General features: G+C 69.4%; 24 protein-coding genes. 9 read left to right on the plus strand and 15 right to left on the minus strand.

The window, feature by feature from the left end; genetic code table 11:
• The first annotated feature begins 100 nt into the window (after positions 1–100).
• Positions 101–835, plus strand: coding sequence for a class I SAM-dependent DNA methyltransferase (locus tag G406_RS0130495; protein ID WP_051343034.1), 735 nt, complete (start codon positions 101–103; stop codon positions 833–835).
• A gap of 106 nt (positions 836–941) precedes the next feature.
• Here G406_RS0130495 and hypB read toward each other — a convergent pair whose 3' ends face one another.
• From hypB to G406_RS0130555, 12 genes are all read right to left on the minus strand, one after another.
• Positions 942–1700 (minus strand): hydrogenase nickel incorporation protein HypB, encoded by a 759-nt coding sequence (gene hypB / locus G406_RS0130500; RefSeq protein WP_028936733.1) that lies wholly within the window; start codon positions 1698–1700, stop codon positions 942–944.
• A gap of 1 nt (position 1701) precedes the next feature.
• Complete coding sequence (locus G406_RS0130505) at positions 1702–2031, minus strand: hydrogenase maturation nickel metallochaperone HypA/HybF (RefSeq protein WP_028936734.1); 330 nt, start codon at positions 2029–2031, stop codon at positions 1702–1704.
• A gap of 2 nt (positions 2032–2033) precedes the next feature.
• A complete protein-coding gene (hypE, locus tag G406_RS0130510) occupies positions 2034–3122 on the minus strand; it encodes a hydrogenase expression/formation protein HypE (protein WP_028936735.1) in 1089 nt (362 codons plus the stop codon).
• Positions 3119–4246, minus strand: coding sequence for a hydrogenase formation protein HypD (gene hypD, locus G406_RS0130515; protein ID WP_028936736.1), 1128 nt, complete (start codon positions 4244–4246; stop codon positions 3119–3121). The genes hypE and hypD overlap by 4 nt, the downstream gene beginning before the upstream one ends.
• 10 nt (positions 4247–4256) lie before the next feature.
• Positions 4257–4532: a HypC/HybG/HupF family hydrogenase formation chaperone gene (locus G406_RS0130520; RefSeq protein ID WP_028936737.1), complete on the minus strand. Its 276-nt coding sequence runs from the start codon at positions 4530–4532 to the stop codon at positions 4257–4259.
• Between the two features lie 12 nt (positions 4533–4544).
• Positions 4545–5027 (minus strand): hydrogenase maturation protease, encoded by a 483-nt coding sequence (locus G406_RS50880; RefSeq protein WP_051342906.1) that lies wholly within the window; start codon positions 5025–5027, stop codon positions 4545–4547.
• Positions 5024–6376 (minus strand): hypothetical protein, encoded by a 1353-nt coding sequence (locus tag G406_RS0130530; protein ID WP_028936738.1) that lies wholly within the window; start codon positions 6374–6376, stop codon positions 5024–5026. The genes G406_RS50880 and G406_RS0130530 overlap by 4 nt, the downstream gene beginning before the upstream one ends.
• Positions 6373–7008 (minus strand): DUF6084 family protein, encoded by a 636-nt coding sequence (locus G406_RS0130535; RefSeq protein ID WP_028936739.1) that lies wholly within the window; start codon positions 7006–7008, stop codon positions 6373–6375. The genes G406_RS0130530 and G406_RS0130535 overlap by 4 nt, the downstream gene beginning before the upstream one ends.
• Before the next feature lies 1 nt (position 7009).
• Positions 7010–7561, minus strand: a complete 552-nt coding sequence (locus G406_RS0130540) for a DUF5947 family protein (protein WP_028936740.1) — start codon at positions 7559–7561, stop codon at positions 7010–7012.
• A gap of 143 nt (positions 7562–7704) precedes the next feature.
• The gene (locus tag G406_RS0130545) at positions 7705–8589 is read right to left on the minus strand and encodes a NifU family protein (protein WP_028936741.1); all 885 of its coding nucleotides are present in this window, start codon (positions 8587–8589) and stop codon (positions 7705–7707) included.
• On the minus strand, positions 8586–10379 hold the full coding sequence (locus G406_RS0130550) for a nickel-dependent hydrogenase large subunit (protein WP_051342907.1): 1794 nt from the start codon (positions 10377–10379) through the stop codon (positions 8586–8588). The genes G406_RS0130545 and G406_RS0130550 overlap by 4 nt, the downstream gene beginning before the upstream one ends.
• 4 nt (positions 10380–10383) lie before the next feature.
• Entirely contained in the window at positions 10384–11427 is a 1044-nt protein-coding gene (locus tag G406_RS0130555) for an NADH-quinone oxidoreductase subunit B family protein (protein WP_037079382.1), read from the minus strand.
• 242 nt (positions 11428–11669) lie between these two features.
• Between G406_RS0130555 and G406_RS0130560 the strand changes: the two genes are divergently transcribed.
• The 4 genes from G406_RS0130560 to G406_RS0130575 all read left to right on the plus strand — a co-directional run bounded on the left by G406_RS0130560 (position 11670) and on the right by G406_RS0130575 (position 15339).
• On the plus strand, positions 11670–11930 hold the full coding sequence (locus tag G406_RS0130560) for a hypothetical protein (protein ID WP_028936744.1): 261 nt from the start codon (positions 11670–11672) through the stop codon (positions 11928–11930).
• Between the two features lie 110 nt (positions 11931–12040).
• Complete coding sequence (locus G406_RS57405) at positions 12041–12181, plus strand: hypothetical protein (protein ID WP_156935239.1); 141 nt, start codon at positions 12041–12043, stop codon at positions 12179–12181.
• 15 nt (positions 12182–12196) lie between these two features.
• A complete protein-coding gene (locus tag G406_RS0130570; protein ID WP_028936745.1) occupies positions 12197–14977 on the plus strand; it encodes an FtsK/SpoIIIE domain-containing protein in 2781 nt (926 codons plus the stop codon).
• The gene (locus tag G406_RS0130575; protein ID WP_028936746.1) at positions 14974–15339 is read left to right on the plus strand and encodes a hypothetical protein; all 366 of its coding nucleotides are present in this window, start codon (positions 14974–14976) and stop codon (positions 15337–15339) included. The genes G406_RS0130570 and G406_RS0130575 overlap by 4 nt, the downstream gene beginning before the upstream one ends.
• 266 nt (positions 15340–15605) lie before the next feature.
• On the opposite strand, the gene G406_RS57965 is transcribed toward G406_RS0130575, so the two are convergent.
• Positions 15606–15776, minus strand: a complete 171-nt coding sequence (locus G406_RS57965; RefSeq protein WP_169736820.1) for a DUF6104 family protein — start codon at positions 15774–15776, stop codon at positions 15606–15608.
• Positions 15777–16143: 367 nt separating this feature from the next.
• Here G406_RS57965 and G406_RS0130585 point away from each other — a divergent pair, with 367 nt between their 5' ends.
• Positions 16144–16785, plus strand: a complete 642-nt coding sequence (locus G406_RS0130585; RefSeq protein ID WP_028936747.1) for a peptidase inhibitor family I36 protein — start codon at positions 16144–16146, stop codon at positions 16783–16785.
• 268 nt (positions 16786–17053) lie between these two features.
• On the opposite strand, the gene G406_RS0130590 is transcribed toward G406_RS0130585, so the two are convergent.
• Positions 17054–20746, minus strand: coding sequence for a multifunctional oxoglutarate decarboxylase/oxoglutarate dehydrogenase thiamine pyrophosphate-binding subunit/dihydrolipoyllysine-residue succinyltransferase subunit (locus tag G406_RS0130590; protein ID WP_037079682.1), 3693 nt, complete (start codon positions 20744–20746; stop codon positions 17054–17056).
• 304 nt (positions 20747–21050) lie between these two features.
• On the opposite strand from G406_RS0130590, the gene G406_RS50885 reads away from it, so the two are divergent.
• Positions 21051–21770, plus strand: coding sequence for a GNAT family N-acetyltransferase (locus G406_RS50885; protein ID WP_245607270.1), 720 nt, complete (start codon positions 21051–21053; stop codon positions 21768–21770).
• Positions 21771–21792: 22 nt separating this feature from the next.
• On the opposite strand, the gene G406_RS0130600 is transcribed toward G406_RS50885, so the two are convergent.
• On the minus strand, positions 21793–25458 hold the full coding sequence (locus G406_RS0130600) for an ABC transporter ATP-binding protein (RefSeq protein WP_028936749.1): 3666 nt from the start codon (positions 25456–25458) through the stop codon (positions 21793–21795).
• A 136-nt stretch (positions 25459–25594) separates the two neighbouring features.
• Between G406_RS0130600 and G406_RS0130605 the strand changes: the two genes are divergently transcribed.
• Both G406_RS0130605 and G406_RS0130610 read left to right on the plus strand, forming a co-directional pair.
• The gene (locus tag G406_RS0130605; protein WP_037079687.1) at positions 25595–25888 is read left to right on the plus strand and encodes a hypothetical protein; all 294 of its coding nucleotides are present in this window, start codon (positions 25595–25597) and stop codon (positions 25886–25888) included.
• Between the two features lie 331 nt (positions 25889–26219).
• Positions 26220–26411, plus strand: coding sequence for a hypothetical protein (locus G406_RS0130610; RefSeq protein WP_028936751.1), 192 nt, complete (start codon positions 26220–26222; stop codon positions 26409–26411).
• Position 26412: the final 1 nt, after the last annotated feature.

A 26412-nucleotide genomic window follows, 5' to 3' on the forward strand; every position in this document is an offset into this window, starting at 1 on the left:
TTGCCCTAACTAAATGCGCCAGGGTTGTGTGTCCTCCGTAACCTGGTTGCACGTGATCATGGGCGCGTGACTGACTGGTGTCGTGCAGGGATACCAGCCGATGGACAGCTTCGGGTCGGACGCTGCCGCCGTGTACGACGACCGCCCGCGTGGCGACGAGGACGCCGCGGTCGCGTTACTCGCCTCACTGGCCCGCGGCGGGCCGGCGCTCGAACTGGCGATCGGGACCGGCCGGATCGCGCTGCCGCTGGCCGGCACCGGACTGCGGGTCGACGGCATCGATCTGTCGCCGGACATGGTCGAGCGGCTGCGCGCCAAGCCCGGCGGCTCGCGGCTGTCGGTCACCATCGGCGACATCGCGGACGTCCCGGTCGAGGGCAGCTACCGGCTGATCTACCTCGTGTACAACACACTGTTCAACCTGCTGACCCAGGACGAGCAGGTCCGCTGCTTCGAGAACGTGGCGCGGCACCTCACCGACGACGGGCTGTTCGTCGTCGAGGCGTTCGTGCCGAGCTACCTGGTGCGGCTGCGCGACGACCAGTACGTCGACGCCGAACACGTCGGTGCCGACCGGGTCCAGCTGGACGTGGCCCGGCACGACCCGGTGACACAGCGGCTGGAGGAGAACCACGTGGTGCTGTCGCCGGAGGGGCTCCGCTTCTTCCCGATCGTCACGCGCTACGCCTGGCCGAGCGAGCTGGACCTGATGGCCCGGCTGGCCGGCCTCCGGCTGACCGACCGGTGGGGAGGTTGGTCCCGGGAGCCGTTCACGTCGTCCAGCCGCAACCACGTCTCGCTGTACAGAGGCCCCGGCTCGACGTCACTGTCCTGAGTCGGCTTTTGCACACCGTCATGTTGCGTCGCACATGTTCGGACATGTGCGACGCAACACGACGGTGTGCAAGGTGTGCGCCTCGAGACGCCTCTGTGTGAGCTGTTCAGCGACCTCGCAGCCAGGCGTACCAGGCGGGCAGGCCGGCGCCTGTGGTGGCGGAGAGCTGCAGGACCTCTGTACGTGGGTTGACCCGGTGGATGGCCGCCAGACATTCGGCTACGTCGAACCGCAGGTGGGGCAGCAGGTCGATCTTGTTGAGCAGGACCAGATCCGCGGCGGCGAACATCTGGGGGTACTTGAGCGGTTTGTCCGCGCCCTCGGTCGTCGAGGTGATCACCACCTTCGCGGCCTCACCGAGATCGAACAGCGCGGGGCAGACCAGGTTGCCGACGTTCTCGATGAACACCACCGACCCCTCCGGCGGGTTCAGCGCGCGCAGACCCCGGTCGACCATCGACGCATCCAGGTGGCACCCGGAACCGGTGTTGATCTGCACCACGCGGCAGCCGGTCGCGGTGATCCGGTCGGCGTCCAGCAGCGTCTCCTGGTCGCCCTCGACGACGCAGACCGGCGGGTCACCGGCCAGGTCGACGATGCTGCGCTCCAGCAGCGTCGTCTTGCCGGCGCCGGGGGAGCTCATCAGGTTCAATGCCCGGACGCCCCGCTCGGCCAGCCAGCGGCGGTTGCGGTCGGCCAGCTCGTCGTTCTTCGCCAGCACCCGCTGTTCCAGCGCGATCGTGTGGCCGCGCTCCGGCTCCACGACGTGCCCGTGGCCGTGTTCATGCCCGTGCCCGTGTCCATGACCGTGCTCCGGATCGACGACCCGGACCCCGTTCCCCGAGCATCCGCAGGTAGCGCACACGTCAGACCACCTCCACCTCTCGGATCAGCAGCTCCCGGCCGCCCAGCACCTCGACGTCGACGCTGCCGCAGTCGCACATCACGATCAGCTCGTCGGTGTCGAACTCGGCGCGGCAGTCCCGGCAGCGGCCTCTGCCCGGCGAGGAGACGATCTCCAGCTCGGCCCCTGCCAGGCACGTCCCGCCGGTGGCCAGCTCGAAACAGAACCGCAGAGCGTCCGGGACGACACCGCAGAGCCGTCCGACCTCGACCCGCACCCGGCGGATCGGCGTGGCCGCCACCTTGTCGGTGACCGCCGCGACGATGCTCTCCGCGATCGACAGCTCGTGCATCGTCAACAGATCCGGGGCAGCGGGTCACCGACCAGCATGTCCACGATCCGGGTGCCGCCGAAGCCGGTCTTGAGCAACACCAGACCAGGTGGGTCCTCGGCGACCCGACCGATCACCGTCGCCCCCTCGCCGAGCGGGTGTCCCAGCATCGCGGCGAGCCCGGCGTTCGACTCCTCGGCCGGGATCACCGCGACGAGCCGCCCCTCGCACGCCACGTACAGCGGGTCGATCCCGAGCAGCTCGCTCGCGCCCCGGACCTCGGGCCGGACCGGCACCGCGTCCTCGTCGACGACGATCGCCACCTTCGACGCGGTGGCCACCTCGTTCAGGATCGTCGCGACCCCGCCCCGGGTCGCGTCGCGCAGCAGGCGGGTGTGCGGTGCGGCGTCCAGCAGCCCCGCGACCAGCTCGTGCAGCGGGGCGGTGTCGGAGACGACGTCCGCCGCGATGTCCAGCTCGCCTCGGGCCAGCATGACGGTCACCCCGTGGTCACCGATCGGTCCGGACACCAGCACCACGTCACCGGGGCGCGCGTGCGCGGCGTTCAGCTCCACCGGGCGTTCCCGCACCCCGATCCCGGCGGTGTTGATGTAGCAGCCGTCGCCCTTGCCGCGCTGCACGACCTTCGTGTCACCGGTGACGATCTGAACGCCCGCCGCGCGCGCCGCCGCCGCCATCGAGGCCACGACTCGGCGCAGGTCGTCGGTCGGGAATCCCTCCTCCAGGATGAACGCCGCCGAGATCACGAGTGGTCTGGCACCGGACATGGCCAGGTCGTTGACCGTGCCGTTGACCGCGAGCTCACCGATGTCACCGCCGGGAAAGAACAGCGGCGACACCACGTAGGAGTCCGTGGTGAACGCCAGCCGCGCATCGCCGACCTGGACCGATGCCGCGTCCGACATCTGTTCCAGCTCGGGGTTGCGGAACGCGTCGAGGAAGATCGCGTCGATCAGGTTGTGCGTGGCTTTGCCGCCCGCGCCGTGCGACAGCGTGATCCGGGCCTCCTTGACCCTCGGTCTCGCCGCCCGCACCCGGTCGATGCGTTCCAGCACCTGCTGTTCGCGGCTCAGGTGTTCGGTACCCGTCATCGATGCGTCGCCTCCTTGACGCGCTCGCGGGTGAACCGGCCGAAGTTGTAGTAGGCGGCGCACGCTCCCTCGGACGACACCATGCACGTCCCGATCGGCGTCTCCGGCGTGCACGCGGTGCCGAAGACCTTGCACTCCCACGGTCGCAGCACGCCCTTGAGGACCTCACCGCACTGGCAGGCCTTCGGGTCGGCGACCCGCACCCCGGGCACGGAGAAGATCCGCTCCGCGTCGTGCGCCGCGTACTTCTCCCGCACCTGCAGCGCCGACCGCGAGATGAAGCCGAGGCCCCGCCACTCGAAGTACGGCCGCAGCTCCATGACCTCGCCGATCACCCGCAGCGCCTTCGCGTTGCCGTTCCACGGCACCACCCGCGAGTACTGGTTCTCCACCTCGCAGCGCCCCTCGCTGACCTGCAGCATCAGCTGGTACACCGACTGCAGGATGTCCAGCGGCTCGAAACCGGCGCAGACCAGCGGCTTGTTGTAGTCCCGCGACACGTACTCGTAGGGCCGGCAGCCGACGACCGTCGAGACGTGGCCGGGGCCGATGAACCCGTCCAGGCGCATGTCCGGGGAGTCCAGGATCGCCTTGATCGCCGGGATGATCGTCACGTGGTTGCAGAAGATCGAGAAGTTGTCCAGGCCCTCGGCGTGCGCGCGCAGCACGGTCATCGCGGTGGACGGGGCGGTGGTCTCCATACCGATCGCCATGAACACGACCCGCTTGTCCGGGTTCTGCCGGGCGATCTTCAACGAGTCCAGCGGTGAGTAGACCATCCGGATATCGGCGCCGGCGGCGTTCGAGTCGAAGAACGAGCCTCGGCCCCCGGGCACCCGCATCATGTCGCCGAACGTCGTCATGATCACGTCGGGTTGCTCGGCGATGGCGATCGCGTCGTCGACCCTGCCCATCGGGATGACGCACACCGGGCAGCCGGGGCCGTGCACCAGGCGCACCGACTCCGGCAGGTAGTCCTCGAGGCCGTGTTTGTAGATGGTGTGCGTGTGGCCGCCGCACACCTCCATGAACTTGTACAGCCTGCCCGGCTCGCACAGCTCGGCGATCCGGTGCGACAGCATCCGGGCCTTCTCCGCGTCCCTGAACTCGTCGACGAACCTCATGCCGCGCCCCCTACTGGGATAGATCGGACCGGGCGAGCGCGATCAGCTCGTCGGTGTAGGCCTGGCCCATGCCCTCGAGCATGCGCAGCGAATGGGCAGCCTCCTCCTCGTCGATCTTGGAGAGGGCGAAGCCCACGTGGATGAGGATCCAGTCGCCGGCCGCCAGCTCCTCGTCCTCGAGCAGACCGATGTTGACCGCCCGCTTCACGCCGGCGACGCTGACCATCGCGAAGTCCTCGCGGTCGGCCAGGATTTCGACGATCTCGCCGGGGATACCCAGGCACATGGCGTGCTCCTCTCAGCCGATCCGGGCGAGGATCTGGGGGACGTACTCGGCGGCGCGCGGCACCGAGGCCGCGACCGGTTCGGACAGTCCGATGCCGTCGTCGACGGTCGACGGTTCGCAGCCGAGCACCAGTACCGTGGCGAGCCCGGCGGTCGGTTCGAGACCGCTCGCCGTGGCCAGCGACCGCAGCAGCGCCAGCACCGCGTCCGGGGTCATGCCGTGTGCGTCCGGGACGTCCGGTTCGGGTTGCGCGCTCAGGTCGTGCTCCAGCAGGTACAGCTCGCCGGGCCGTCCGCCGCGCTCGGTCGCGTCGATGATCAGCAGCGCACGGTAGCCGTCCAGCAGCTGGTGGGCCAGGTGCATGCCGCGGATACCGATGTCGACCACCTCGACGTCCGGCGGTAGCTCCTGGTGCCTCAGCGCACGCACGACCTCGACCCCGAAGCCGTCGTCGGACTTGAGGACGTTGCCGACACCCGCCACCAGGATGTTCATTCGATGACCTGGACCTCGTGCGGACCGAAGTAGCGGAACCGGCCGTGCGCCGCCTGGAACTCCGACGCCGGGTCGTCGAGCAGGCTGACCGCGAGGTGCACCTGGCCGTCGATGTCGTTCAGGACAGCCTCGACCAGGGCTTCCTTGCCGTCGAGGAACAGGTCCTGGGCGTCGGCGTTGCCGCTCGGCCGCAGGCGCACGTGCGTCCCCCGGCTCACCGGTGTCGCGTCGACCAGCACCGAGTCGGTGTCCGGGTCGACCGAGGCGTCGGCGGCCGGGTCCCACCAGGGCTTGCCACCCGTCTCGGTCGAGTAGGTCGGGACCTCGTCCGAGGTCCGAGGTTCGACGCCCGGCCCGGACATCGAACGGATCACCCCGTGCAGCCGCTCGAAGATCTCCGGCGGCATCGAGTCCACCGCGTCGACGAGCGCCGCCGCTCTCGGGTCGGTGGCTCTGGCCTCGCGTTTCTCCGCGTCGGTCAGGACGAGGGTGCGCAGCGTCAGGATCTCGTCGTTCTCGGTGCCGTCGAACATCTCGTTCGGGCTCTCCGGAGCGATCTCCGGGAAGTCCGCCAGGATGATCGGCGAGGACAACACCAGCCGAGGTCGCTCGGGTGAACCCGCCAGCACCGGCCAGGTGTGCTCGTTCGTGCAGGATCGCGCGGCGGGACGGGCCCATTCCGGCGGGTCGGTCAGGGACAGGAACTCGCCCTCGGTCAGCGCGAGGATCGTGTGCGCGCCGATCAGCGAGGACCGCAGCGCCTCGTCCCTGGACCCGGCAGGCCCGGTACCGAGGTTGGTGACCCGCAGGCGCAGCCGCAGCGCCCCGTACGGGCCGGGCAGCGGCTCGGCCGAGACGGCGATCATGGCGTTGAGCGGCCAGGTCTCCCGGACCAGCCTGCCCTCGGTGTCCAGCAGCTCGGTGGCCGTCGCGCCGGGCAGCTCGACCGGGACGCTCACCTGGCCGGCGAGCAGGTCGGTCACCGGGAACGACGCGTCGACGACCTCCGGAACGCCCTCCTCCCACGGCAGGTGCAGCTCGTCGCCGACGGTGAGCTCGTCGACGTCGACGAAGCCGTACGGCCCGGCCCGCTGCACCCTTCTGCCGCGCAGGCGTAGGAACCGCAGGCGCACCTGGACCCGGGTGCCGTCCCGGGGCTCCAGGAGGCATTCGGTGTGCGAGTAGTGGGTCTCGTTGTGCTCCCTGGCCCAGTCCTGAGGGGTCAGCACCCCGAACTGCCAGCGCAGCTGGTTCTTCTGCGCCGACGCCCGGTACGGATACAGCAGGTAACCCTCGAACAGGACCGTGTCGGCGACCTTGGCCACGTCGTCCATCAGCGTCGCGGTCATCGGCCATCCACTCGTTTCAGCAGGTCCGCGAGGGTGTCGTCCCAGTTGAGCGTGCCGCGTCGCGCGCGGTAGCTCTGCAGCGCGACGTGTGTCTCGGTGCGGACCGACAGCCACGTCGACGCGGGGAAGTGCTGGTCCATCACCTGGCGCCACACGGTCACCGGCAGCCGGTGGGCCACCTCCAGGTGCCAGGGCACCAGCTCGACCTGGACACCCGCCTCGGACTGGTAGAACGCGGTCCCGCTGAACAGCATCAACAGCGGGATCTCGCCGTCGTCGAGGCCGTGGAAGTACTTGCCGGTGGCCACCTCGGTGTCTGCCGACAGCGGGACCGGCATGGGCACGTCGATCGACTCGGTGAAGCCCTGCACCATCACTCCGACCGTGGCCAGCTGCATCGGCTTCACCGTGTCGCCCCAGCGGGACGGCTCGCCGAACAGGTCGGTCAGCCGGGACGCCTCGTTCGCCGAGTACCGCCGCTTGTGCGGTTCGATCCGCAGCTGACAGCGCAGCGCCACGGTATGCATCCGAACGCCGGTCGCCTCGCTGACCCGCAGGGTGAACAGCAGGCTGGGGCTTGCCGCGTAGGGTTCCGCGACCGCCCCGGTGCAGCAGAATCCGAGCTCGGGCATGTCAGGTCCCCAACGCCCGGGCGCGGTCGGCCAGGTCGGCGAAGAACGCGTCGATGCGCTCCCAGGCCTCCTGACCGCCGTCGAAGCCCTTCCAGTACAGCCGCACCAGGCCGACCAGCTCGTAACAGACGTCGATCGGCACCAGCAGACAGCTCGACACACCGCCGACCTGCCGCAGCAGCAGCGCCTCGACGTCCGGTTCCAGCTGCGCGGCGAGCGGGGTCGCGCCGAGCCCGTCGCGCCAGGCGTCCATCGGCAGCAGGCTCTCCGTCGCGCCCGCCGGGCTCGGGTAGAACGCCAGCGTTCGTTCCTGGTCGGAGTTGTGGAAGAAGAACGCCATCCGCACCGGGATCTGCAGCGAGTCCCATTCCGTCCCGGTCATGGAGAATCCCGGATCGTGCAGGTAGCGGCTGGGCACCGCGCGGTAGCGGCCGCGACCGGCGCCGCGCTCGGTGAACAGCAGCGCACACGGCCGGCACGTGCACAGCAGCGACCGCTTCTCCAGGTGCACGACGTGCGAGTGCTCCCGCTCGTCGATGACCTCGGTACACATCTCGCACCGCTCGTCCGGTTGCACTAGCGGCCGCGGCTCCGCCTGCTTCGGCCGCAGGAGCCGCCGTAACGCTAAGCCGCTGGTCACCTCCCGTGAGTGATGTGGGCTGTCCTGGCAGCCCACATCACTCACGGGTTTGGTGGTCATGAGGCTGCGCCGACGGTGGGGCGGGGGATCGCCAGCCGGAGGCCGCCTGCTCTGGTGACCAGCGGCAACGGCTCCAGGTGCAGGCCGCCGGTCAATGCGCGGCCTGCCTTGCGGACGTCGTAGCCGGCCTGGCAGGACGGGCAGAACAGCCGGTCGCCGGTCAGCGGCGCGCCGTCCAGCTCGCCTCGGCAGACCGGGCAGCGGTTGCGGTAGGCGACCAACCCACCCGACCCCGGCGGCAGTGCCAGCAGCACCGGACAGCCCTCGACGTCGAGCGTCGCGCACTGGCCCGGTCGCAGCGACGGATCGTCCAGGACCACCCAGGACGTCTCGACCGGCGGGCCGGACTGAATCTGCAGCAGCGGCAGCTCCTTGACCGATGCCGCAGGTTCGTTCATGCCCTCGACGTCGACCCGCAGCACCTCTGGGCAGGCCTCCACGATGGCCTTCTCGATCGCCGTCTTCACCGTCATCGCCGAGGACGGGCATCCGTCGCAGCTGCCCTTCAGCCGCAGCGTCACGACCACGCCCTCCGGTTCGTCGGCCACGCCGAGCAGCTCGACGCCACCGGCGTGCGACCCGAGGTAGGGCCGTACCGTCTCCAGCGCTCGCGCGACCCTGGCCGAGGTGTCCTCGGGATGCAGGTCGTGCAGCACCAGCAGGCTCGACACCAGGTCGTCCTCCAGGAGCTTCGACAGCAGCGCGGGCCCCTCCAGCGCGGACCCGGCGAGCATCGAGACGATCCGCTCCAGACCCGCCCCGTACATGCCCATCAGCAGCCGGACGAGCTCCTCGGCCACGTCCGTGACAGCGGGCTCGCCGAGCTCACCCAGGAGCGCCTCGATGCGCTGCCCCACCTCCTGGGGATCGGTCGGAGTCACTCCGGCAGGTTGAGCATCGCGGGCGACGTGGTCTTGTCGAGCGTCTTGCCGTTGCCCAGGTACATGTGCACACCGCACGGCAGGCACGGGTCGAAGCTGCGGACCGCGCGCATGATGTCGATGCCCTTGAAGCTGTCCGGCGGGTTCTCCTCGAAGATCGGCGTGTTCTGCACCGCGTCCTCGTACGGGCCGGGTGTGCCGTAGCTGTCCCGGACGCTGCCGTTCCACGGCGTCGGCGGGTACGGGTGGTAGTTGGCGATCTTGCCGCCCCGGATCACCATGTGGTGGCTCAGCACGCCGCGCACCGCCTCGGTGAACCCGACGCTGATCGACTCGTCGGGGACCTTGAACGGCTCCCACGTCTTGGTGTGCCCCGAGCGCACCTCGGCCATGGCCTTCTCCGCGAAGTACAACGCTTGCGCGGCCGCGTACGCCTGGAAGTAGGTGCGGGCCCGGTTACGTTCGATCGCGTTGGACCACTTCGGGATCGTCCACTCGAAATGCGCCTCGGGCTTCAGGGCCGTACGCGGCAGGTTGATCTGGACGCTGTGGCCGGTCGCCTTCACATAGCCGGTATCGACGAGCCCGGCCAGCGCCGTCACCCACAGCCGGGGCAGCGGGCCGCCGCCGGTGTCCAGCGCGAGATGGTCGGTGCCGTCGAACCAGCGCGGCGACATCGTCCAGCTGTACTTGTCGTCGAAGTCGCGCTTCTGCGGCGCGGGGATCGTGTGCTGGTTCCACGGGTGACGCCGGTCGACCGGGTTGCCAAGCGGGTCCCTGGTCACGAACATCTCCTGGTCTTCCCAGTCCCGGTAGAACGAGCTGCCGAGCAGGATGCGAATACCCAGGTTGATGTCGACCAGACTCGTGGTGACGAGTTTGCCGTCCACCACGACGCCCGGGGTGACGAACATCTTGCGGCCCCAGGACTCCATGTTGCGGTAGCTGAAGTCGCAGTGGTCCGGGTCGTTGAACGCGCCCCAGGAGCCCATCAGGATGCGTCGCCGCCCGACCTCCTCGTAGCCGGGCAGGGCCTGGTAGAAGAAGTCGAACAGGTCGTCGTGCAGCGGGACGACGAGTTTCATGAACTCGCAGTAGCGCATCAGCCGGGTCAGGTAGTCGGTGAACAGCTGGATCGTGGCGACCGTGCCGACACCGCCCGGGTACAGCGTGGACGGGTGCACGTGGCGCCCCTCCATCAGGCAGAACATCTCCCGGGTGTACCGGCTGACCTGCAGCGCCTCGCGGTAGAACTCGCCGGTGAACGGGTTGAGCGCCCGCATGATGTCGCCGATGAACTTGTAGCCGTGATCACCGGCGTGCGGTGCTTCGGTCCGGTTCGCCAGCTCCAGCACACCCGGGTTGGTCTCGGCGACCATCCGCTCGCAGTAGTCGACCCCGACCAGGTTCTCCTGGAAGATGTTGTGGTCGAACATGTACTCGGCGGCCTCACCGAGGTTGATGATCCATTCGGCCAGGTGCGGCGGGCGCACGCCGTAGGCCATGTTCTGGTTGTAGACCGAGCAGGTCGCGTGGTTGTCGCCGCAGATGCCGCAGATCCGGCTGGTGATGAAGTGCGCGTCGCGCGGGTCCTTGCCCTTCATGAAGATCGAGTAGCCGCGGAAGATGGACGACGTGCTGTGGCACTCGGCCACGCGCTTCTGCTTGAAGTCGATCTTCGTGTAGATGCCGAGGCTGCCCACGATCCGGGTGATCGGGTCCCAGGACATCTCCACCAGGCCCTGGTCATTGGTCTTGAACGAGCCCATTCGGTCCTGTGTTGCGGTCATGGCTCTACCAGACCTTCCGATAGCCGGTGCTCAGTTCGCGGCCCTTGGCGCGCCACTTGGGTTCGGCGTCCAGCTTCTTCGCGGTGATGTTGCGCAGCCGTCGGATGACGCCGCCGTACGCGCCGCTCGCGGCGCCGGAGACCTTGCTGCCCGGCGGTGCGTCCATGAACGGCATGAACTTGTCCGGGAAGCCGGGCATCGTGCAGCCGATGCAGATGCCGCCGACGTTCGGGCAGCCGCCGACGCCGTTGATCCAGCCGCGCTTGGGCACGTTGCACTTCACGACCGGACCCCAGCAGCCCAGCTTCACCAGGCACTTCGGCGAGCCGTACTCCTTGGCGAACTGGCCCTGCTCGTAGTAGCCGCCCCGGTCACAGCCCTCGTGGACGGTGGCCTCGAACAGCCACTTCGGCCGCAGCTCGTCGTCCAGCGGGATCATCGGCGCGGCGCCGGTGGCCTGGTAGAGCAGGTAGAGGATCGTCTCGGACAGGTTGTCCGGGTGGGTCGGGCAGCCGGGCACGCACACGATCGGGATGCCGGCCTTGGACTTCCAGTTCCAGCCGAGGTAGTCCGGGACGCCCATCGCGCCGGTCGGGTTGCCGGCCATCGCGTGGATGCCGCCGTAGGTGGCGCAGGTCCCGACCGCGAGCACGACCAGTGCCTTGGGTGCCAGCCGGTCGATCCACTCGCTCGTGGTCATCGGCTGGCCGGTGGCCGGGTCGTTGCCGAACCCGCACCAGTATCCCTCCGGCTTGATCGCCTCGTTCGGGATGGATCCTTCGATGACCAGCACGAACGGCTCCAGCTCGCCGCGTTCGGCCTTGAAGAACCATTCGATGAAGTCGTTCACGCCGCCCACCGGGCCGTTGTCGAAGTCGATCAACGGCCAGTGCACGGCGACCTTGGGCAGTCCGGGGAGCGCGCCGAGCGCGATCTCTTCGATGCTCGGCTGGGTGGCGGCGGTCAGTGCGACCGAGTCGCCGTCACAGCTCAGTCCTGCGTTGATCCACAAGATGTGGACGGTCGGGTCTTCGCTCTCGGTCGACATCGGTGTCGCCCCTAACAGCGTGAGGGCACCGAAAACGGCAGCGGTGCCTGGCCTCGTGGTGGGAGGACCCCTGGTCTACTCCTGTCGGGCTAGCGCCGGTAAGTGACCGGGGTCACTAGAGGCGCGATGCATGCAGCGTCGACCTGCGGATTCACCGAGGTGGACCGCATGTCCTCCCCGCTGTGAGCACGGCGGGGGATTACTTTTGTTCCCACAGCCAAATGCGATCGTGAGGTGGGCTCGTGGCAAGCATCGGAGAAGCCGGCAGTGCGATGAAGCAGGCGGGTCAGAAGGCCGAGGAGAGCCTCGGCATGTTGCAGCAGGCGCAGTCGCACATCGAGGAAGCGCAGGCCATGATCCAGCGAGCGGGTGAGGGCAGCTCGCAGTCCGACGTCCAGGAAGCGACCAATCAGCTGCAGCAGGCGGCCAGCAGCCTGAACGACGTGCAGCAATTGGTGCAGGCGGCGGTCAGCACCACCGAAGGCATTTCGCAGCGGCTGTGAGCGCGTCCATAGCTGAGGTCCGAGCCCAGCTCGCGGAGGTTTCGGAGCAGCTGCGCAACGCTTATCGTTGTGGACGGGATGCACAACAGCAGCTGGCTGAGGTGGTGGCGATGCTGACCGAGCTGGAACGGTCGCATCACGAGAAGCTGGTGTCGGCCGACCTGCTGCGCGCACACGAGGAATTGACGTCAGTTCTGGGGTTGATCAGCGGTGGAGCCGATGCGGTTGCGGCCCTCGACGCACGGATCTGAGATCGGGCCCGGACGATGAGCCGCCGGGGCGACCGGCGGACGCGCATCGACGCCGCGTTCGAGGAGTTCCGGCAGGCGGCAGGTGCCGCGTTGAGCGCCGCCGCCGCCGCGCGCGAGGCCACCCAGCTCGAACATGCGCAGACCATGTTCGAGATGTGGCTGCGGGCCGAGGGGCTGGACACGCTCGCGGCGAACCCGTCGTTCGAGCGGATCCTGCGCAACCCTCGGATGGCACCGCCGCTGAACCGGATGCTCGCGGACCGTCGGGCCACGTTCGGTGACTGGGTCACGACCGAACCTCCGAGGCTGGTCGAGCTGGTCGCCGACGCCGCTCCCGGCGCGGCGGGCGACCAGGGTGACGGCTGGCTCGGTGAGGTCGGCAAGGTCGACGGCGGGGGACCGATTCCCCAGCTGTGGCGAGTCGGTTCGGCGGTCGTCGACGGAGCGCCCCGGCACCAGCCGTTCCCGGTGGCGGTGCCGCTGCTCGACGACTCGCACCTGGAGATCATCACCAACCCGGGGACCCAGGCGGCGGCCGAGGCGCTGATCGAGAACCTGCTGATGCGGGTGGTCAGCTACTTCCGGCCCGGCATGATCGCGCTGCACGCCTGGGACGTCGGTCAGGTCAGCGGCGCGACCCCCGGCCTGTACCCGCTGACCCGCTCCGGTGTGCTCACCGTGCACCACCCCGGCAGGCTCAGCGAGCTGCTGGAGGAGCTGTCCGACCACATCCGGCGGGTGCACAACCGGATCCTGATCGACGGGCACCCGTCGCTGCGCGCGCTGAGCGCCGCGACCGGTTCGCGCACCGAGCCGTGGCAGGTCGCCGTGCTGATCGGCGGCGGGCAGGACCTTCGTGACGACGACCGCCGCACTCTGCAACGCGTCGCCCGCAACGGCCTGGCCTGCGGAATCCAGCTCATCCTGGTCGACATGCCGGTCGCGGTGAGCGCGCCGATGGAACGCCTCACCCTGATCGAACCGCCGCGCACCTGGACCGGTCCGATCAACGCCAGAAGCTCGATGACCGGCACGCACGCCACGGTCACCCTGGACGCCCCGCTGCCGCGCGAACAGGTCACCGCCGCGTGCCACGCGATTTCCGACGAGCTGGAACGGGTGCGCAGCCGCATCGGGCGGTTCGGCGACCTGATGCCCCTCGAACCGAGGGACTGGTGGCAGGCCAGCTCCGTCACCGGGGTGCACGCCCCGGTCGGGTTCCGCGACGGCCTGGTCATCGAGCTGGCGCTGTGCGACTCCTCGCCGCACGCACTGATCGGCGGCCCGAGCGGCTCCGGCAAGACGAACCTGCTGTTCACGATGATCGGTTCGATGGCGGCGCGCTACTCGCCGGACGAGCTGGAGCTGTACCTGCTGGACTTCAAGGAAGGCGTGTCGTTCGCCCAGTTCACCCCCGGCAGGCGCGACCCCACGTGGCTGCCGCACGCGCGGCTGGTCGGCGTCAACATCAACACCGACCGGGAGTTCGGCCTCGCGCTGCTGCGGTTCCTTGCGGGCGAGATGCGCCGGCGCGCCGAGGCCGCCAAGTCCTACGAGGTCACGAAGCTCGAGGAGCTGAGGACCGCCGATCCGGAGGGTCGCTGGCCCCGGATCGTGGCGGTGATCGACGAGTTCCAGTACCTGTTCGCGGAGAAGGACGGCGTCACCAGGGAAGCGGTCATGCTGCTCGAGGACGTCGCACGGCGAGGCCGGTCACAGGGCATCCACCTGGTGCTGTCCAGCCAGGACGTGTCCGGCATCGAGGCCTTCTGGGGCCGTCCGGCGATCTTCGAGCAGTTCGTGCTGCGGGTCGCGCTGCCCCGGTCCCGCAGGGTGCTCGCCGAGCTGAACGACGCGGCACTGTCGCTGCCCCGCTGGCACGCGGTGCTGAACCACGAGTCCGGCATCAAGCACGGCAACGAGGTCATCCGCATCCCGGACGCCACCGCGAAGGGCACCCTGGACAAGCTGCAGGCCGAACTGTGGGAGATGCGGCCGGAGGATCTGCCGGAGCCTCGGCTGTTCGACGCGGACCGCTCACCGCGACTCGCCGATCTGCTGGACGATCTGCCGCCAGGGCCCGCGCCGATGGCGGTGCTGGGTCAGCTGATGGACGTCGCGGGCAGCTCGGCCTCGGTCCCGATGGCCGCAACCCCCGGGCGCAACCTGGCGGTGATCTCGTCGGCCGTACCCGACGCGGCCTCGGTGCTCGGCGCGGCGGCATGGTCGCTGGCCCGCCAGCACGCCCCGGGGCAGGCGAGGTTCACCCTGGTCACGCTCGTGCCGGACGCCTCGGCGCCGGTCGACGAGCTCGCCGCCCGGCTGGTCACCGCCGGGCACACGGTGACCACCGTGGGCCTGGACGGCATGGCCGCGCTGATCGGGGAGCTCGCCGCCGACACCACAGGCAGGCTCACCGGCGGCGAGGCCCGCTCCGAGCCGCACTACCTGCTGCTCTACGGCGTCGACGGCGCGAGCGGGGTCCTGGAACAGAAGAACCCGGAGACCTTCCGCAGTGGCCTGGACAGCCTGCGCCAGGTCCTCAAGAGCGGCCCGGAGACCGGTCTGCACGTGCTCGGCTGGTGGCGCAGCGTGCAGCGGCTGCGCGCGGTGCTGACCATGGGCGCCGGGGTGGACGACATCGGGTGCTGGGTCGCGTTCGACGTCCAGGGCGCCGAGCTGGGCACCCTCGCGCCGGGTCTGGCGACCTGGTCACCGCGCCCGGCACGCGGGCTGATGTTCGACCGCTACACCCAGCAACGCCCGGAGGTCATGATCGTGCCGGACATCTCGTGACGGACACCGACCCTGCCCGGCGGTACAAGGAGATCACCTCGGGCATGAGCGACGCGGTCGAGGACATGCGACTGCGGGACGCCGCGCTGGCCAGGGCGTTGGAAGACCGGCTGGTCGAGCTGCAGGAACAGATGGAGGCCGCGGCTGACGCCGAGCTGCACACCCTGATCGGCGTGGAGCTCCAGTGGGAGACCGCGCTCACCGAGCTGTACCACGAGCAGTGGATGACCATGCGCACCCTGCCGAAGCAGGACCCCGCGGTTCCACCGGGCAGGCTCGACTACCTCTACGACGTGACGATCCAACGTTTCGAGGCCCTGATGGAAGCCCTGCGCCAGAGACCTCCCCTGGGCCGCCGGTAACCCCGCTCCGCACGAGGAGCGAGGACGAAGGCAATCCTCAACCCGGCCAACGGCTGAGCCGGCTCCGCAAGTCTCCGAAGGAGTTCCGGCGAAGGCCGGCGTGGTGAATGTCCGCAACAACCTCGCCAACGCCCCACGGCGATTCCTCAAGCGACGACAAGTGCGCGCCCGGCCGACGAAGGAGGCTTGTTTTTCCGGAAGCACCCCCGAAGCGAAGCGAGTGGGGTGGTTACGGAAAAACTCCGCGCGGAACAGGCCCAGCGGATTCAGTCCTCGTCGTCGCGGGCCAGGAAGGTGGCCAGGCGGTCGATGGGGACCTCGAAGTCGGGGTTCAGGTCCACGAACGCACGCAGGCGTTCACCCAGCCATTCGAACGACACCTGCTCCTCGCCGCGCCGCTGTTCCAGCTCTTCGATACCCCGGTCGGTGAAGTACACGCGGAGACTCTAGAACACACCGGAGGCCGCGGCCTCGCGCCGTCGACCGCCGCGGACAACAAGATCACCAATATTCACAAGATTCGCGCAGGACGGCATTTGGCCGTGCGCGGTGCGCATCCGGGTGTCACAGTGATCCAGCCCGGCAGTACCTTGAGCAAGTACGCGCGGAGTACGGGCAGCTCCGTAGCGGAGCTGATGCGGAAGAACCCGCAGCTGACCGACCCGAACCGGATCCTTGCCGGAGGCCGACTCTATGTATGAAGCCGGGCCGGGGCCACGTGGCCCCGCGCGGGGCCACGGTGGCCCACGGCCAGGGGGGTCGTATCCGCCGCAGGGGGCGCCGGCACGGCCGGGTCCGCAGCGGGTGCCGTTCCACACCGCCCCCGCCGGGCGTCCGGCCACCGGCCCGCAGGGTCCGCCGAGGCCCGTACAGGCCCGACCGGTCCCGACGGGGCATCCCGCTCCGAGGCTGACCCCGAACGCCCGTCCCGAAGCGCCACGCGGCTTCACACCGCCAGGACGTCCGGCACCGCGCGGTGACCTCACACCCTCGCGGAGCCCGCAAGAACCTCAGAACAAGCTCATCGAAATCCGGAACCGCGCCTGGGCGATCCTCGGCGCCGCGAGCCTGTTCACCGTCGCGATCGTGCCCGGCGCCGCCATGGCGGCCGGCGCGCTCACCGTCGCCGCCGACGCCTACTGCAGCTACGGCTCGTTCTGCCTCTACTCGGAGCCGAACTTCACCGGCACGAAGGTCGAGTACAGCCACGAGCAGGTGTTCTGCCAGGACAGCCACCCCGCGCTCGACGTCGCGACGGTGCTACCCCAGGGCGCACGCTCGATCGTCAACAACACCCGCACCGAAACCTCGGGCCTCGGCGTCAAGATCTACGGCGCCAACGACCACCTGGTGTTGACCACGGTCAACCCCGGCGAGGAGAAGCAGGACCTGCGCACCGACGGCGCCCAGGACCTGCAGTCCCTCTGCGCCTTCCCCAAATCGTAGGGCCTGTTTCGCGCGAAGTTTTTCCGTGACCACCCCGGCTCGCTATCGCTCGCTGGGGTGCCCCCAGAAAAACAAGCCGACTTCGTCGGCCGAGCGCGCGCTTGTGGTCGCCCTGGGAGCCGCCGTCCGGCTGGAGAGCCTGCGTGCGGACATTCACTACGCCGGCCTTCGCCGGAACTCCTTCGGAGACTCGCGGAGCCGGCTCAGCCGTGGTGATGGCTCGTGAGTGGTGCGGGCGCCTATAGGCGCCCGCACCACTCACGATGGGTCACTCTCCCAGCGCTTCTTGGATCAGGGCTGCCTGCTCCACCTCGTGCACCTTGCCCGAACCGGGGGCCGGGGCGGCCATGCGGCGGCGGGAGACCCGCTTGATGCCGGCGAAACGCTCCGGGAAGAACTCCGGCAGCGCGAGACCGAAGTACGGCCACGCACCCTGGTTCGCCGGCTCCTCCTGCACCCACCGGATGTCGGTGGCGTTCGGGTAACGCTCCAGCGCGGCCTTCAGCTTGCGCTTGGGCAGCGGGTAGAGCTGCTCGACGCGAACGAGCGCGATGTCGTCCTTGTCGTCCTTCGCCAACGCGGCGGCAAGCTCCCAGTAGATCTTGCCGCTGCACAGCACCAGCCGGCGCACGCCCTCCTGCGGGCCTTCCTTGTCGGCGAACCTCGGGTCGTCGAGGACCGAACGGAAGTGGTTGTCCGTGAAGTCGGTCAGCGGGCTGACCACCTGCTTCGCCCGCAGCATCCACTTCGGCGTGAACACCACCAGCGGCCTGCGCACCCCGTCGAGGGCGTGCCGGCGCAGCAGGTGGAAGTAGTTCGCCGGGTCACTCGGCAGCGCCACCGTCATCGAACCCTCGGCGCACAGCTGCAGGAACCGCTCGATCCGGCCGGACGAGTGGTCCGGGCCCTGTCCTTCGAGACCGTGCGGCAGCAGCATCACGACATCCGACATCTGGCCCCACTTGGCCTCGCCGGAGGAGATGAACTCGTCGATGACCGACTGGGCGCCGTTGACGAAGTCGCCGAACTGGGCCTCCCAGATGACCATGGCGTTCGGGTTCGCCACCGAGTAGCCGTACTCGAAGCCGAGCGCGGCGAACTCGGACAGCGCCGAGTCGTACGGCAGGAACCGGCCCTGGTCCTCGGCCAGGTTGCGCAGCGGGTAGTACTCCGCTCCGGTCTTGCGGTCGATCACCACGGCGTGGCGCTGCACGAACGTGCCGCGCCGGGTGTCCTGACCGGACATCCGGATCAGGCGGCCGTCCATGGCCAGCGAACCGAGCGCGAGCAGCTCGGCGAACGCCCAGTCGACGTTGCCCTCGCGGGACATCTTGTGCCGCCGCTCCAGCACCGGCTTGACCCGCGAGTGCACCGAGAAACCGTCCGGCAGCTCGGTGTGCGCGTCGCCGATCCGGTGGATGACCTCGAGCGGGACGCACGTGTCCAGCTTCGCCGGCAGCGCCTGCTCGTCCTCGACCGACGGACTCGCGGTGATCTTGCCGCGCTCCAGCTCGCGCACCTCGTTGAAGACGTGTTCCAGCTGGTTGGAGAAGTCCTTGAGCGCGTGTTCGGCCTCCTCCATGGAGATGTCACCACGGCCGATGAGCGACTCGGTGTAGTTCTTACGCACGCTGCGCTTCGCGTCGATGATGTCGTACATCGCCGGCTGGGTCATCGAGGGGTCGTCGCCCTCGTTGTGGCCGCGGCGGCGGTAGCAGATCATGTCGATCACGACGTCGTTGTGCCAGCGCTGCCGGTACTCGACGGCCAGACGGGCGACCCAGACACAGGCCTCGGGGTCGTCGCCGTTCACGTGGAAGACCGGCGCACCGATCATCTTCGCCACGTCGGTGCAGTACTGGCTCGACCGGGAGTTCTCCGGCGCCGTGGTGAACCCGACCTGGTTGTTGACCACGATGTGCACCGTGCCGCCGGTGCGGTAACCGCGCAGCAGTGCCAGGTTCAGCGTCTCCGCGACCACGCCCTGACCGGCGAACGCGGCGTCGCCGTGCATCATGACCGGGAGCACCGTGAAGCCCTCGGGCCCCTGGTCGAGCAGGTCCTGCTTGGCGCGGACGATGCCCTCCAGCACCGGGTCGACGGCTTCCAGGTGCGACGGGTTCGACGCGAGCGACACCGTGGTCTCGCCGTCACCGAACATCCGGAAGTACTTGCCCTCGGCGCCCAGGTGGTACTTGACGTCGCCGGAACCGTGCGCCTGACCCGGGTCGAGGTTGCCCTCGAACTCACGGAAGATCTGGCTGATCGGCTTGCCGACGATGTTGGCCAGCACGTTGAGCCGGCCACGGTGGGGCATGCCGATGACGACCTCGTCCAGCTCACCCTCGGCCGCCGAGTCGAGCACCGCGTCCAGCAGCGGGATGACCGTCTCGCCGCCCTCGAGGGAGAACCGCTTCTGACCGACGTACTTGGTCTGTAGGAACGTCTCGAAGGCCTCGGCGGCGTTGAGCTTCGACAGGATGTACTTCTGCTCGGCGGCCGGCGGCTTCTGGTGCGGGCGCTCGATGCGCTGCTGCAGCCAGTCGCGCTGCTCCGGGTCGGCGATGTGCATGTACTCGGTGCCGATCGTGCGGCAGTACGCGTCGCGCATGACACCGAGGACGTCGCGCAGTTTCATGTGCGACTTGCCGGCGAACCCGCCGACGGCGAACTCCCGCTCCAGGTCCCACAGGGTCAGGCCGTGGCTCAGCACGTCCAGGTCGGGGTGGCGGCGCTGGCGGTAGTTCAGCGGGTCGGTGTCGGCCATCAGGTGACCGCGCGTGCGGTAGGACTCGATCAGCTCGAGCACCCGCGCGGTCTTGTCGATCGCGCCTTCCGGGAAGTCCTGCACCCAGCGGACCGGCTCGTAGGGCACCCGCAGCGACGCGAAGATGTCGTCGTAGAACGACTCCTCACCGAGCAGCAGCTTGTGCACCTTGCGCAGGAAGTCGCCGGACTCGGCGCCCTGGATGATGCGGTGGTCGTACGTCGAGGTCAGCGTGATGATCTTGCTGATGCCCATCTCGGCGAGACGCTCGTCGCTCGCGCCCTGGAACGAGGCCGGGTACTCCATCGCGCCGACGCCGATGATGGTGCCCTGCCCGGACATCAGCCGGGGCATGCTGTGGTTGGTGCCCAACGTGCCCGGGTTGGTCAGGCTCAGCGTGGTGTCCGCGAAGTCGGCGGCCTGCAGCGCACCGGTGCGCGCTTTGCGCACCATGTCCTCGTAGGCCGACCAGAACTGCGCGAAGTTCATCGACTCGCAGCCCTTGATCGAGACCACGACCAGGGTGCGCGCGCCGTCCTTACCGGGAAGGTCGATCGCCAGGCCCAGGTTGACGTGCTCGGGCTGGACGACGTTCGGCTTGCCGTCGACCTCGACGAAGTGCCGGTTCATCACCGGGAAGTCGGCCATCGCCTTGACCACGGCGTAGCCGATCAGGTGGGTGAAGCTGATCTTGCCGCCTCGAGTGCGCTTGAGGTGGCTGTTGATCACGATGCGGTTGTCCGCCAGTAGCTTCGCCGGCACCGCGCGCACGCTCGTCGCCGTCGGCAGCGTGAGCGAGGTCTGCATGTTCTTGACGATCGTGTTGGCCGACCCGCGCAGCTGGGTGACCTCGCCGTTCAGTGCGCCCTTCGGCGGTGCGGCCGGCTTCGCCGCCCGGGACGTGCTTCCGGCGGCGGGCTTCGCCGGCTCGGCTTTGGCCTCGGGCTTGGCTTCGGGCTTGGCTTCGGGCTTGGACTGTGCCGGTGCGCTGGACTTGGCCGGTGCCGAGCCGTTGGAGCTGGGGGCGCTCTTCGCCGCCGGTGCGGTGGCGGCCTTGCCGTTGGCCGCCGCGTCGCCCGTCTCGGTCTTGGTGTCGCCAGCATCGGCCTTACCGGCGCCGGTGCGGTAATCGGCGAAGAAGTCGTGCCACGCCGGGTCTACGGACGACGGTTCGTCGAGGAAACGCTGGTACATCTCCTCGACGAGCCACTCGTTGGTGCCGAATTGGGCAGTCGGAAACGGAGGGACCGACGAGCTGCTCGTGGACACGGTGGAAGATCGCCTCACTTGAACTTGTTCGGATAGCACGGGGGCCGGCTGGCGTCCAGGTTAGTCCTTCGGTGGGGGCGCGCGTAACGGTTGGTCGCGTTGCGGGAACATCAGCACACAGACTTAAGAGAGATTTGATTCAACGCAACCCTGCCGGGTCGCGGTGGCCTTGTCCAACGGTCCCGAAATGGCTGTTCCCGATCGCCACCTGCGAATACAGGATCCAGGTGTGCGAATCAACGACTTCAACCAGCCGATCGGCGACGAGGTGCCCGGATGGGCGGCGCGGCCGCTGCCGACGGCGCCGGTGCTCAAGGGACGGTACTGCCGGCTCGAGCGGCTGGACGCGCGTCGGCACGCCGAGGAGCTGTTCGCCTCCGACCAGCTCGATGTGCGGGGTGAGAGCTGGACCTACCTGCCGTACGGCCCGTTCGCGGACCTGGCCGAGTACCGCCGCTGGATCGAGAACAGCGGTAGCGGTGACGATCCGATGTTCTACGCGGTCGTCAACACCGACCCGGTGTCGCCGGAGTACGAGCGGCGAGCGGTCGGCGTACTGAGCCTGCTGCGGATCCAGCCGGACATAGGCGTGATCGAGGTGGGTCACGTCCACTACTCGCCGTTGCTGCAGCGCAGCCGGGCCGCGACCGAGGCGCAGTACCTCGTCGCGGCGTATGCGTTCGACGAGCTCGGCTACCGGCGGTTCGAGTGGAAGTGTGACGACCTCAACGCCCCGTCCCGCGCCGCGGCGGAGCGGCTCGGCTTCACCTACGAGGGCACGTTCCGGCAGGCGGTCGTCGTCCGCGGCCGCAACCGGGACACGGCGTGGTACTCGATGACCGACGGCGAGTGGCCGCTCCTGCGGGACCGATTGGCCGGCTGGCTGGACCCGGCCAACTTCGACGCCGACGGCCGGCAGCGGAGACCGCTGAGCAGCGCCGTGTGGTGAGGCTCTCCCGACAGCCGTGTGCTCAGACCGCGGACTCGGTGTGCTCGGGTGCCCGACTCGCCGGGGCGTCGGGTGTGACGTGGCCGTCGCGCCAGAACGCGGCGTAGGCGCCATCGGCCGCCAGCAGGTCGGTGTGGCTGCCCTGCTCGACGATGCGGCCGTCGGCGAGCACCACGATGCGGTCCGCCCTCGCCGCGGTGGCCAGGCGGTGTGCGACCACCACGGTCGTGCGACGCGCGGTGAGGCGATCGCCCGCTGCGAGCACGGCGGCTTCCGCCGCCGGGTCCAACGCCGCGGTCGCCTCGTCCAGCAACAGCAGGTCGGGCTGTACCAGCTCGGCTCTGGCCAGCGCCACCAGCTGGCGCTGGCCGGAGGACAGACCCTGCCCGCGCTCACCGACCGGCTGGCGGAACCCGGCGGGCAGCGAGGCGATCATGTCCAGCGCGCCGACAGCGCGGGCCGCCGCCTCGATGCTCGCCTGGTCGGCGTCGGGCCGTCCGTAGGCGATGTTGGAGGCGACGTCGCCGGTGAACAGGTGCGCCTCCTGCGGCACGACACCCAGCCGCTGCCGGAAACCGCGCAGCGGGTAGTGCCGCACGTCGACCCCGTCGACCAGTACCTGACCGGCGGTGACGTCGTAGAACCGGCCGAGCAGCTTGACTACGGTCGACTTGCCGGCACCGGTCGAGCCGACCATGGCCACCGTCTCACCGGGAGCGATGCGCAGCGACACGTCGTGCAACGCGTCGCGCTCGGCCTGGGAGTAGCGGAAACCGACCGAGCGCAGCTCCACCTCGCCGCGCAGCCGATCGGGCATCTGCACCAGCCCGGTCGGTGCGTCCGGCACCGAGGTGGGCGTGCGCAGCAGGTCGCCGATGCGGGACAACCCGACCCGAGCCTGCTGGTAGCCGTCGAACACCTGCGACAGCTGCTGGACGGGGGAGAAGAACAGCGCGAGGTAGAGCAGGAACGCGGTCAGCACGCCCGGCGTCAGATCGCCGCCGGCCACCCGGTACGCGCCGAGCGCGAGCACGGCGGCCTGCGCGATCTCGGACAGCATCGCGACGAACGGGAAGTACGTCGCGATGTAGCTTTGCGCACGCAGCCGCGACACCCGGTATGCGGCACTGCGTGCCCCGAACTCCCTGCTGCTGTACTCCTCCCGCACGAAGGCCTGCACGACCCGGATACCGGAGACGTTCTCCTGCAGGTCGGCGTTCACCACGCTGACCCGCTCGCGCGCCTCCGTGTAGGCGGCCGACGCCCGGCGCCGGAACACCACGGTCGCCAGGATCAGCGGCGGCAGGGCGGCCAATGCGACCAGGGCCAGCTCGGAGTCGGTGACCAGCAGCGCGACCGCGACGCCGACCAGCGTCAGCAGGCTGACGACCGTCTGGGCCAGCCCGGTCTGCAGGAACGTCGACAGCGCATCCACGTCCGTCGTCATCCTGGTCATGATCCGACCGGCGAGCTCACGCTCGTAGTAGTCGAGGCCGAGCCGCTGCAGGTGCGCGAAGCTGCGCACCCGCAACAGGTAGAGCACGCTCTCCCCGGCACGGGCGGTGACCACGGTCTGGACCGCGGTGATCGTCCAGTCGGCCGCCACGACGAGCAGCCCGATCGCGGCCGCCACCGCGAGCATCCTCGGTGAGTTCGCCAGGATTCCGCCGTCCACCGCGAGCCGGGCCAGCGACGGGTAGGCGACGGTGGCCAGCGCACTGCCGGCGACCAGCAGGATCGTCAGGATCAGCTGCGCGCGGATGGGCCGCAGCAGCCCGCGCAGGGTGAACCCCGGGTCGGGCGCGGTCACGTCGATGTCGCCGAGCCTGGGGGTGTCGGTGGGCTCGGGCATCGCGGCGACCGCCGCTCGCAGCCTCGGGTCGTCGATCTGGCTGGGCGCCGGGTCGGGCGCATCGGTGGGCCACAGCCCGTCGCGGGACGGGCAGGGCGGGCTGTTGCGGTTCTCCTCGGTGACCGGCAGCAGCGCTCCGCGTGCCTCCAGCTCGGCCTCGGTGCCGACGTCGAGCACCGTGCCGCCGTCGAGGACGACGATGCGGTCGGCGAGCGCCAGCGTCGAGCGGCGGTGGGCGATCAGGATCGTGGTGCGGGACGCGGTGACGGTGCGCAGCGTGTCGTGGATCGCCGCCTCGGTGCTCGCGTCGACCGCCGAGGTCGCATCGTCGAGCAGCAGGATGCGCGGGTCCGACAGCAGGGCCCTGGCCAGCGCGATGCGCTGACGCTGGCCACCGGACAGGGTCAGCCCGCGCTCGCCGACCATCGTGTCGTAGCCGTCGGGCAGCGCGTCGACGAACTCCTCGACCTGCGCGGCCTTGGCGGCCGCCCGGATCGCGTCCTCGTCGGCGTCGGGCTTGCCGTAGGCGATGTTCGCCCGGATGGTGTCGGAGAACAGGAACGCTTCCTCGAACACGACGCCCAGCTCGCGGCGCAGCGCCGCGAGCTGTAGCTCGGGCAGCGGGACACCACCGATGCGCACCTGGCCGCCGCGCGGGTCGTAGAACCGGGGCAGCAGCATCGCCACGGTCGACTTGCCGGAGCCGGCCGCGCCGACCAACGCGAGCGTCTCGCCGGGCTCGACGCGCAGCGAGACACCGTCGAGCACCGGCTCGTCGCTCGTGTAGCCGAACCGCACGTCGTCCAGCTCGACCGACAGCGGCCCGGCCGGAAGCTCGACCGGATTCGGCGGATCGGTGACCTCGGGGCGCGAGTCGATCAGCTCGTAGACCCGCTCGACGCCCGCCCTGGCCAGCTGCCCGTACACGACGAGGCTGCCGATCATCCTGGCCGGACCGACCAGGTTGCCGACATAGGTGGAGAACGCGAGGAACGTGCCGATGGTGATCTGCCCGCGCAGCGCGAGCATGCCGCCGACGCCGAACACCGCGATCAGCCCGAGCGACGGCAGCGCCGCCAGCGGCGGGGCGAGCCGGGCGGTCAGCCGCGCGGCGCGCAACCGCTCGCCGAACAGCCGCAGCGCGCGGGCCCGCAACGTCTCGACCTCACGGGATTCCTGGCCGAAGCCCTTCACCACCCTGACCCCGGTGACCGTCTCCTCGACGTGCTGCGCGATGTCCGCCGCACGCTGCTGAGCCGACCAGGTCGCCGGGAAGAGCGCTCTCCTGGTGCGCGCGGTGAGTGCCAGCGACAGCGGCAGCATGATCACCGCGACGAGCGTGAGCAGCGGGGACAGCCACAGCATCGCCGCGATCGAGGCACCCAGCAGAACCACGTAGCCGGACACCAGCGGGACCATCGACAGCAGACCCTGCACCTGCTGCAGGTCACTGATCGCCCGGGACGCCACCTGCCCGGTGCGCAGGCTGTCCTGTCGGGGACCGTCCAGCCGCTGCACCGAGGCGAACACCGCGCGCCGCAGGTCGTGCTGCACGTCCAGCGAGAGCCGGCCGCCCAGGTAGCGACGCAGGAACGCGGACACGAACCGGATCAGCGCCAGCCCGATCAGCGCGCTGATCAGCCAGCTCAGCCCGGTGACGACGCCGCGCACCGAGTTGTCCACCGCGACCCTGACCAGCAGCGGAGTGGCTGCTTCGAGCCCGACGCCGATGGTCGAGGCCAGCATCGCCCCGATCGTGACCCCGCGATGGCTCCAGCACGCGGCGAACAGCCGCCGCATCCACAGCGTGGCCTTCGGTGGTTCATCCCCTCGCATGCAAATCAGGTTATGTCAGGACACCGACAAGGCTCGGCTCGCAACCCGTCGCGCGAGAACGACCGCCCGTCTACGGATCCGCCGAGAGCGCCGCCCCACGCTGCGAGCGCCGGTGGGCTTCCCTACGGTCGGGCGGATGTTGGCAATCACCGAGAGCGCAGCAGACGCCATCAATGCCCTCGTGTCGCTCAACGAGATGCCGGAGGGCTCGGGCGCACGGATCGCGACGGACGACCAGGGACAGGGGCTCGAGCTGGCCCTGGTCCAGACCCCGTCGCAGGACGACACCGTTGTCGAAGGCAGCGGGGCGAAGGTCTACCTGGAGCAGAACGCGGCGCAGGTACTCGGCGACAAGACACTCGACGTCGAGCAGGTCGCCGAGGGCGAGGAAGCACAGATGCGCTTCGCCATCGTGCCGCAGCAGGGCTGACCAGCTAGCCCGTCCACCTGAACCTGGGGGTGGCTCCCGCCGGACACCGACGTCCGGCAGGGGCCACCCCTTTCCCATGCACGGACGCGGGCCAGGGCTCGAGCGACTTCGCAGAGCCTCGTGTCGTGTCGCAGACACTGCAGCGTCTGCGACACGACAGCTAGCTCTGCGACGTCGTGCCGGTGGGGCGGGGCGCGCTGGGCGCTGGAACTCGCGCCGGGCCCGCGAGTGCTTCGCTAGGCAATGACCCTGAACGCTGGACCAGCTCTAGTCACTACGTTAATTTAAGTGAGTGACCTAAGAAGGTCGCGGAGTGAATCGGGGTGGGGACATGCTGAGACGGCTCTCGGTGGACGGCTCTTGTCAGGGAATCGAGACGTGTCAGTCGGTATGGGGGGATGACGACTGGGAGGACGTGGTGGTCGTCGGTCTGGAGGTGGCTCCAGACACGGTGCCGTTGGCGCCGGGCGAGGTGGCTGCTCGGATTCGCCGGCGGATCATCATCGATGCCGGGCTCGGGTGAC

The sequence above is a fragment of the Actinospineispora spinosispora DSM 44797 genome (assembly GCF_000429025.1).
GTDB classification, from domain to species: Bacteria; Actinomycetota; Actinomycetes; order Mycobacteriales; family Pseudonocardiaceae; genus Pseudonocardia; species Pseudonocardia spinosispora.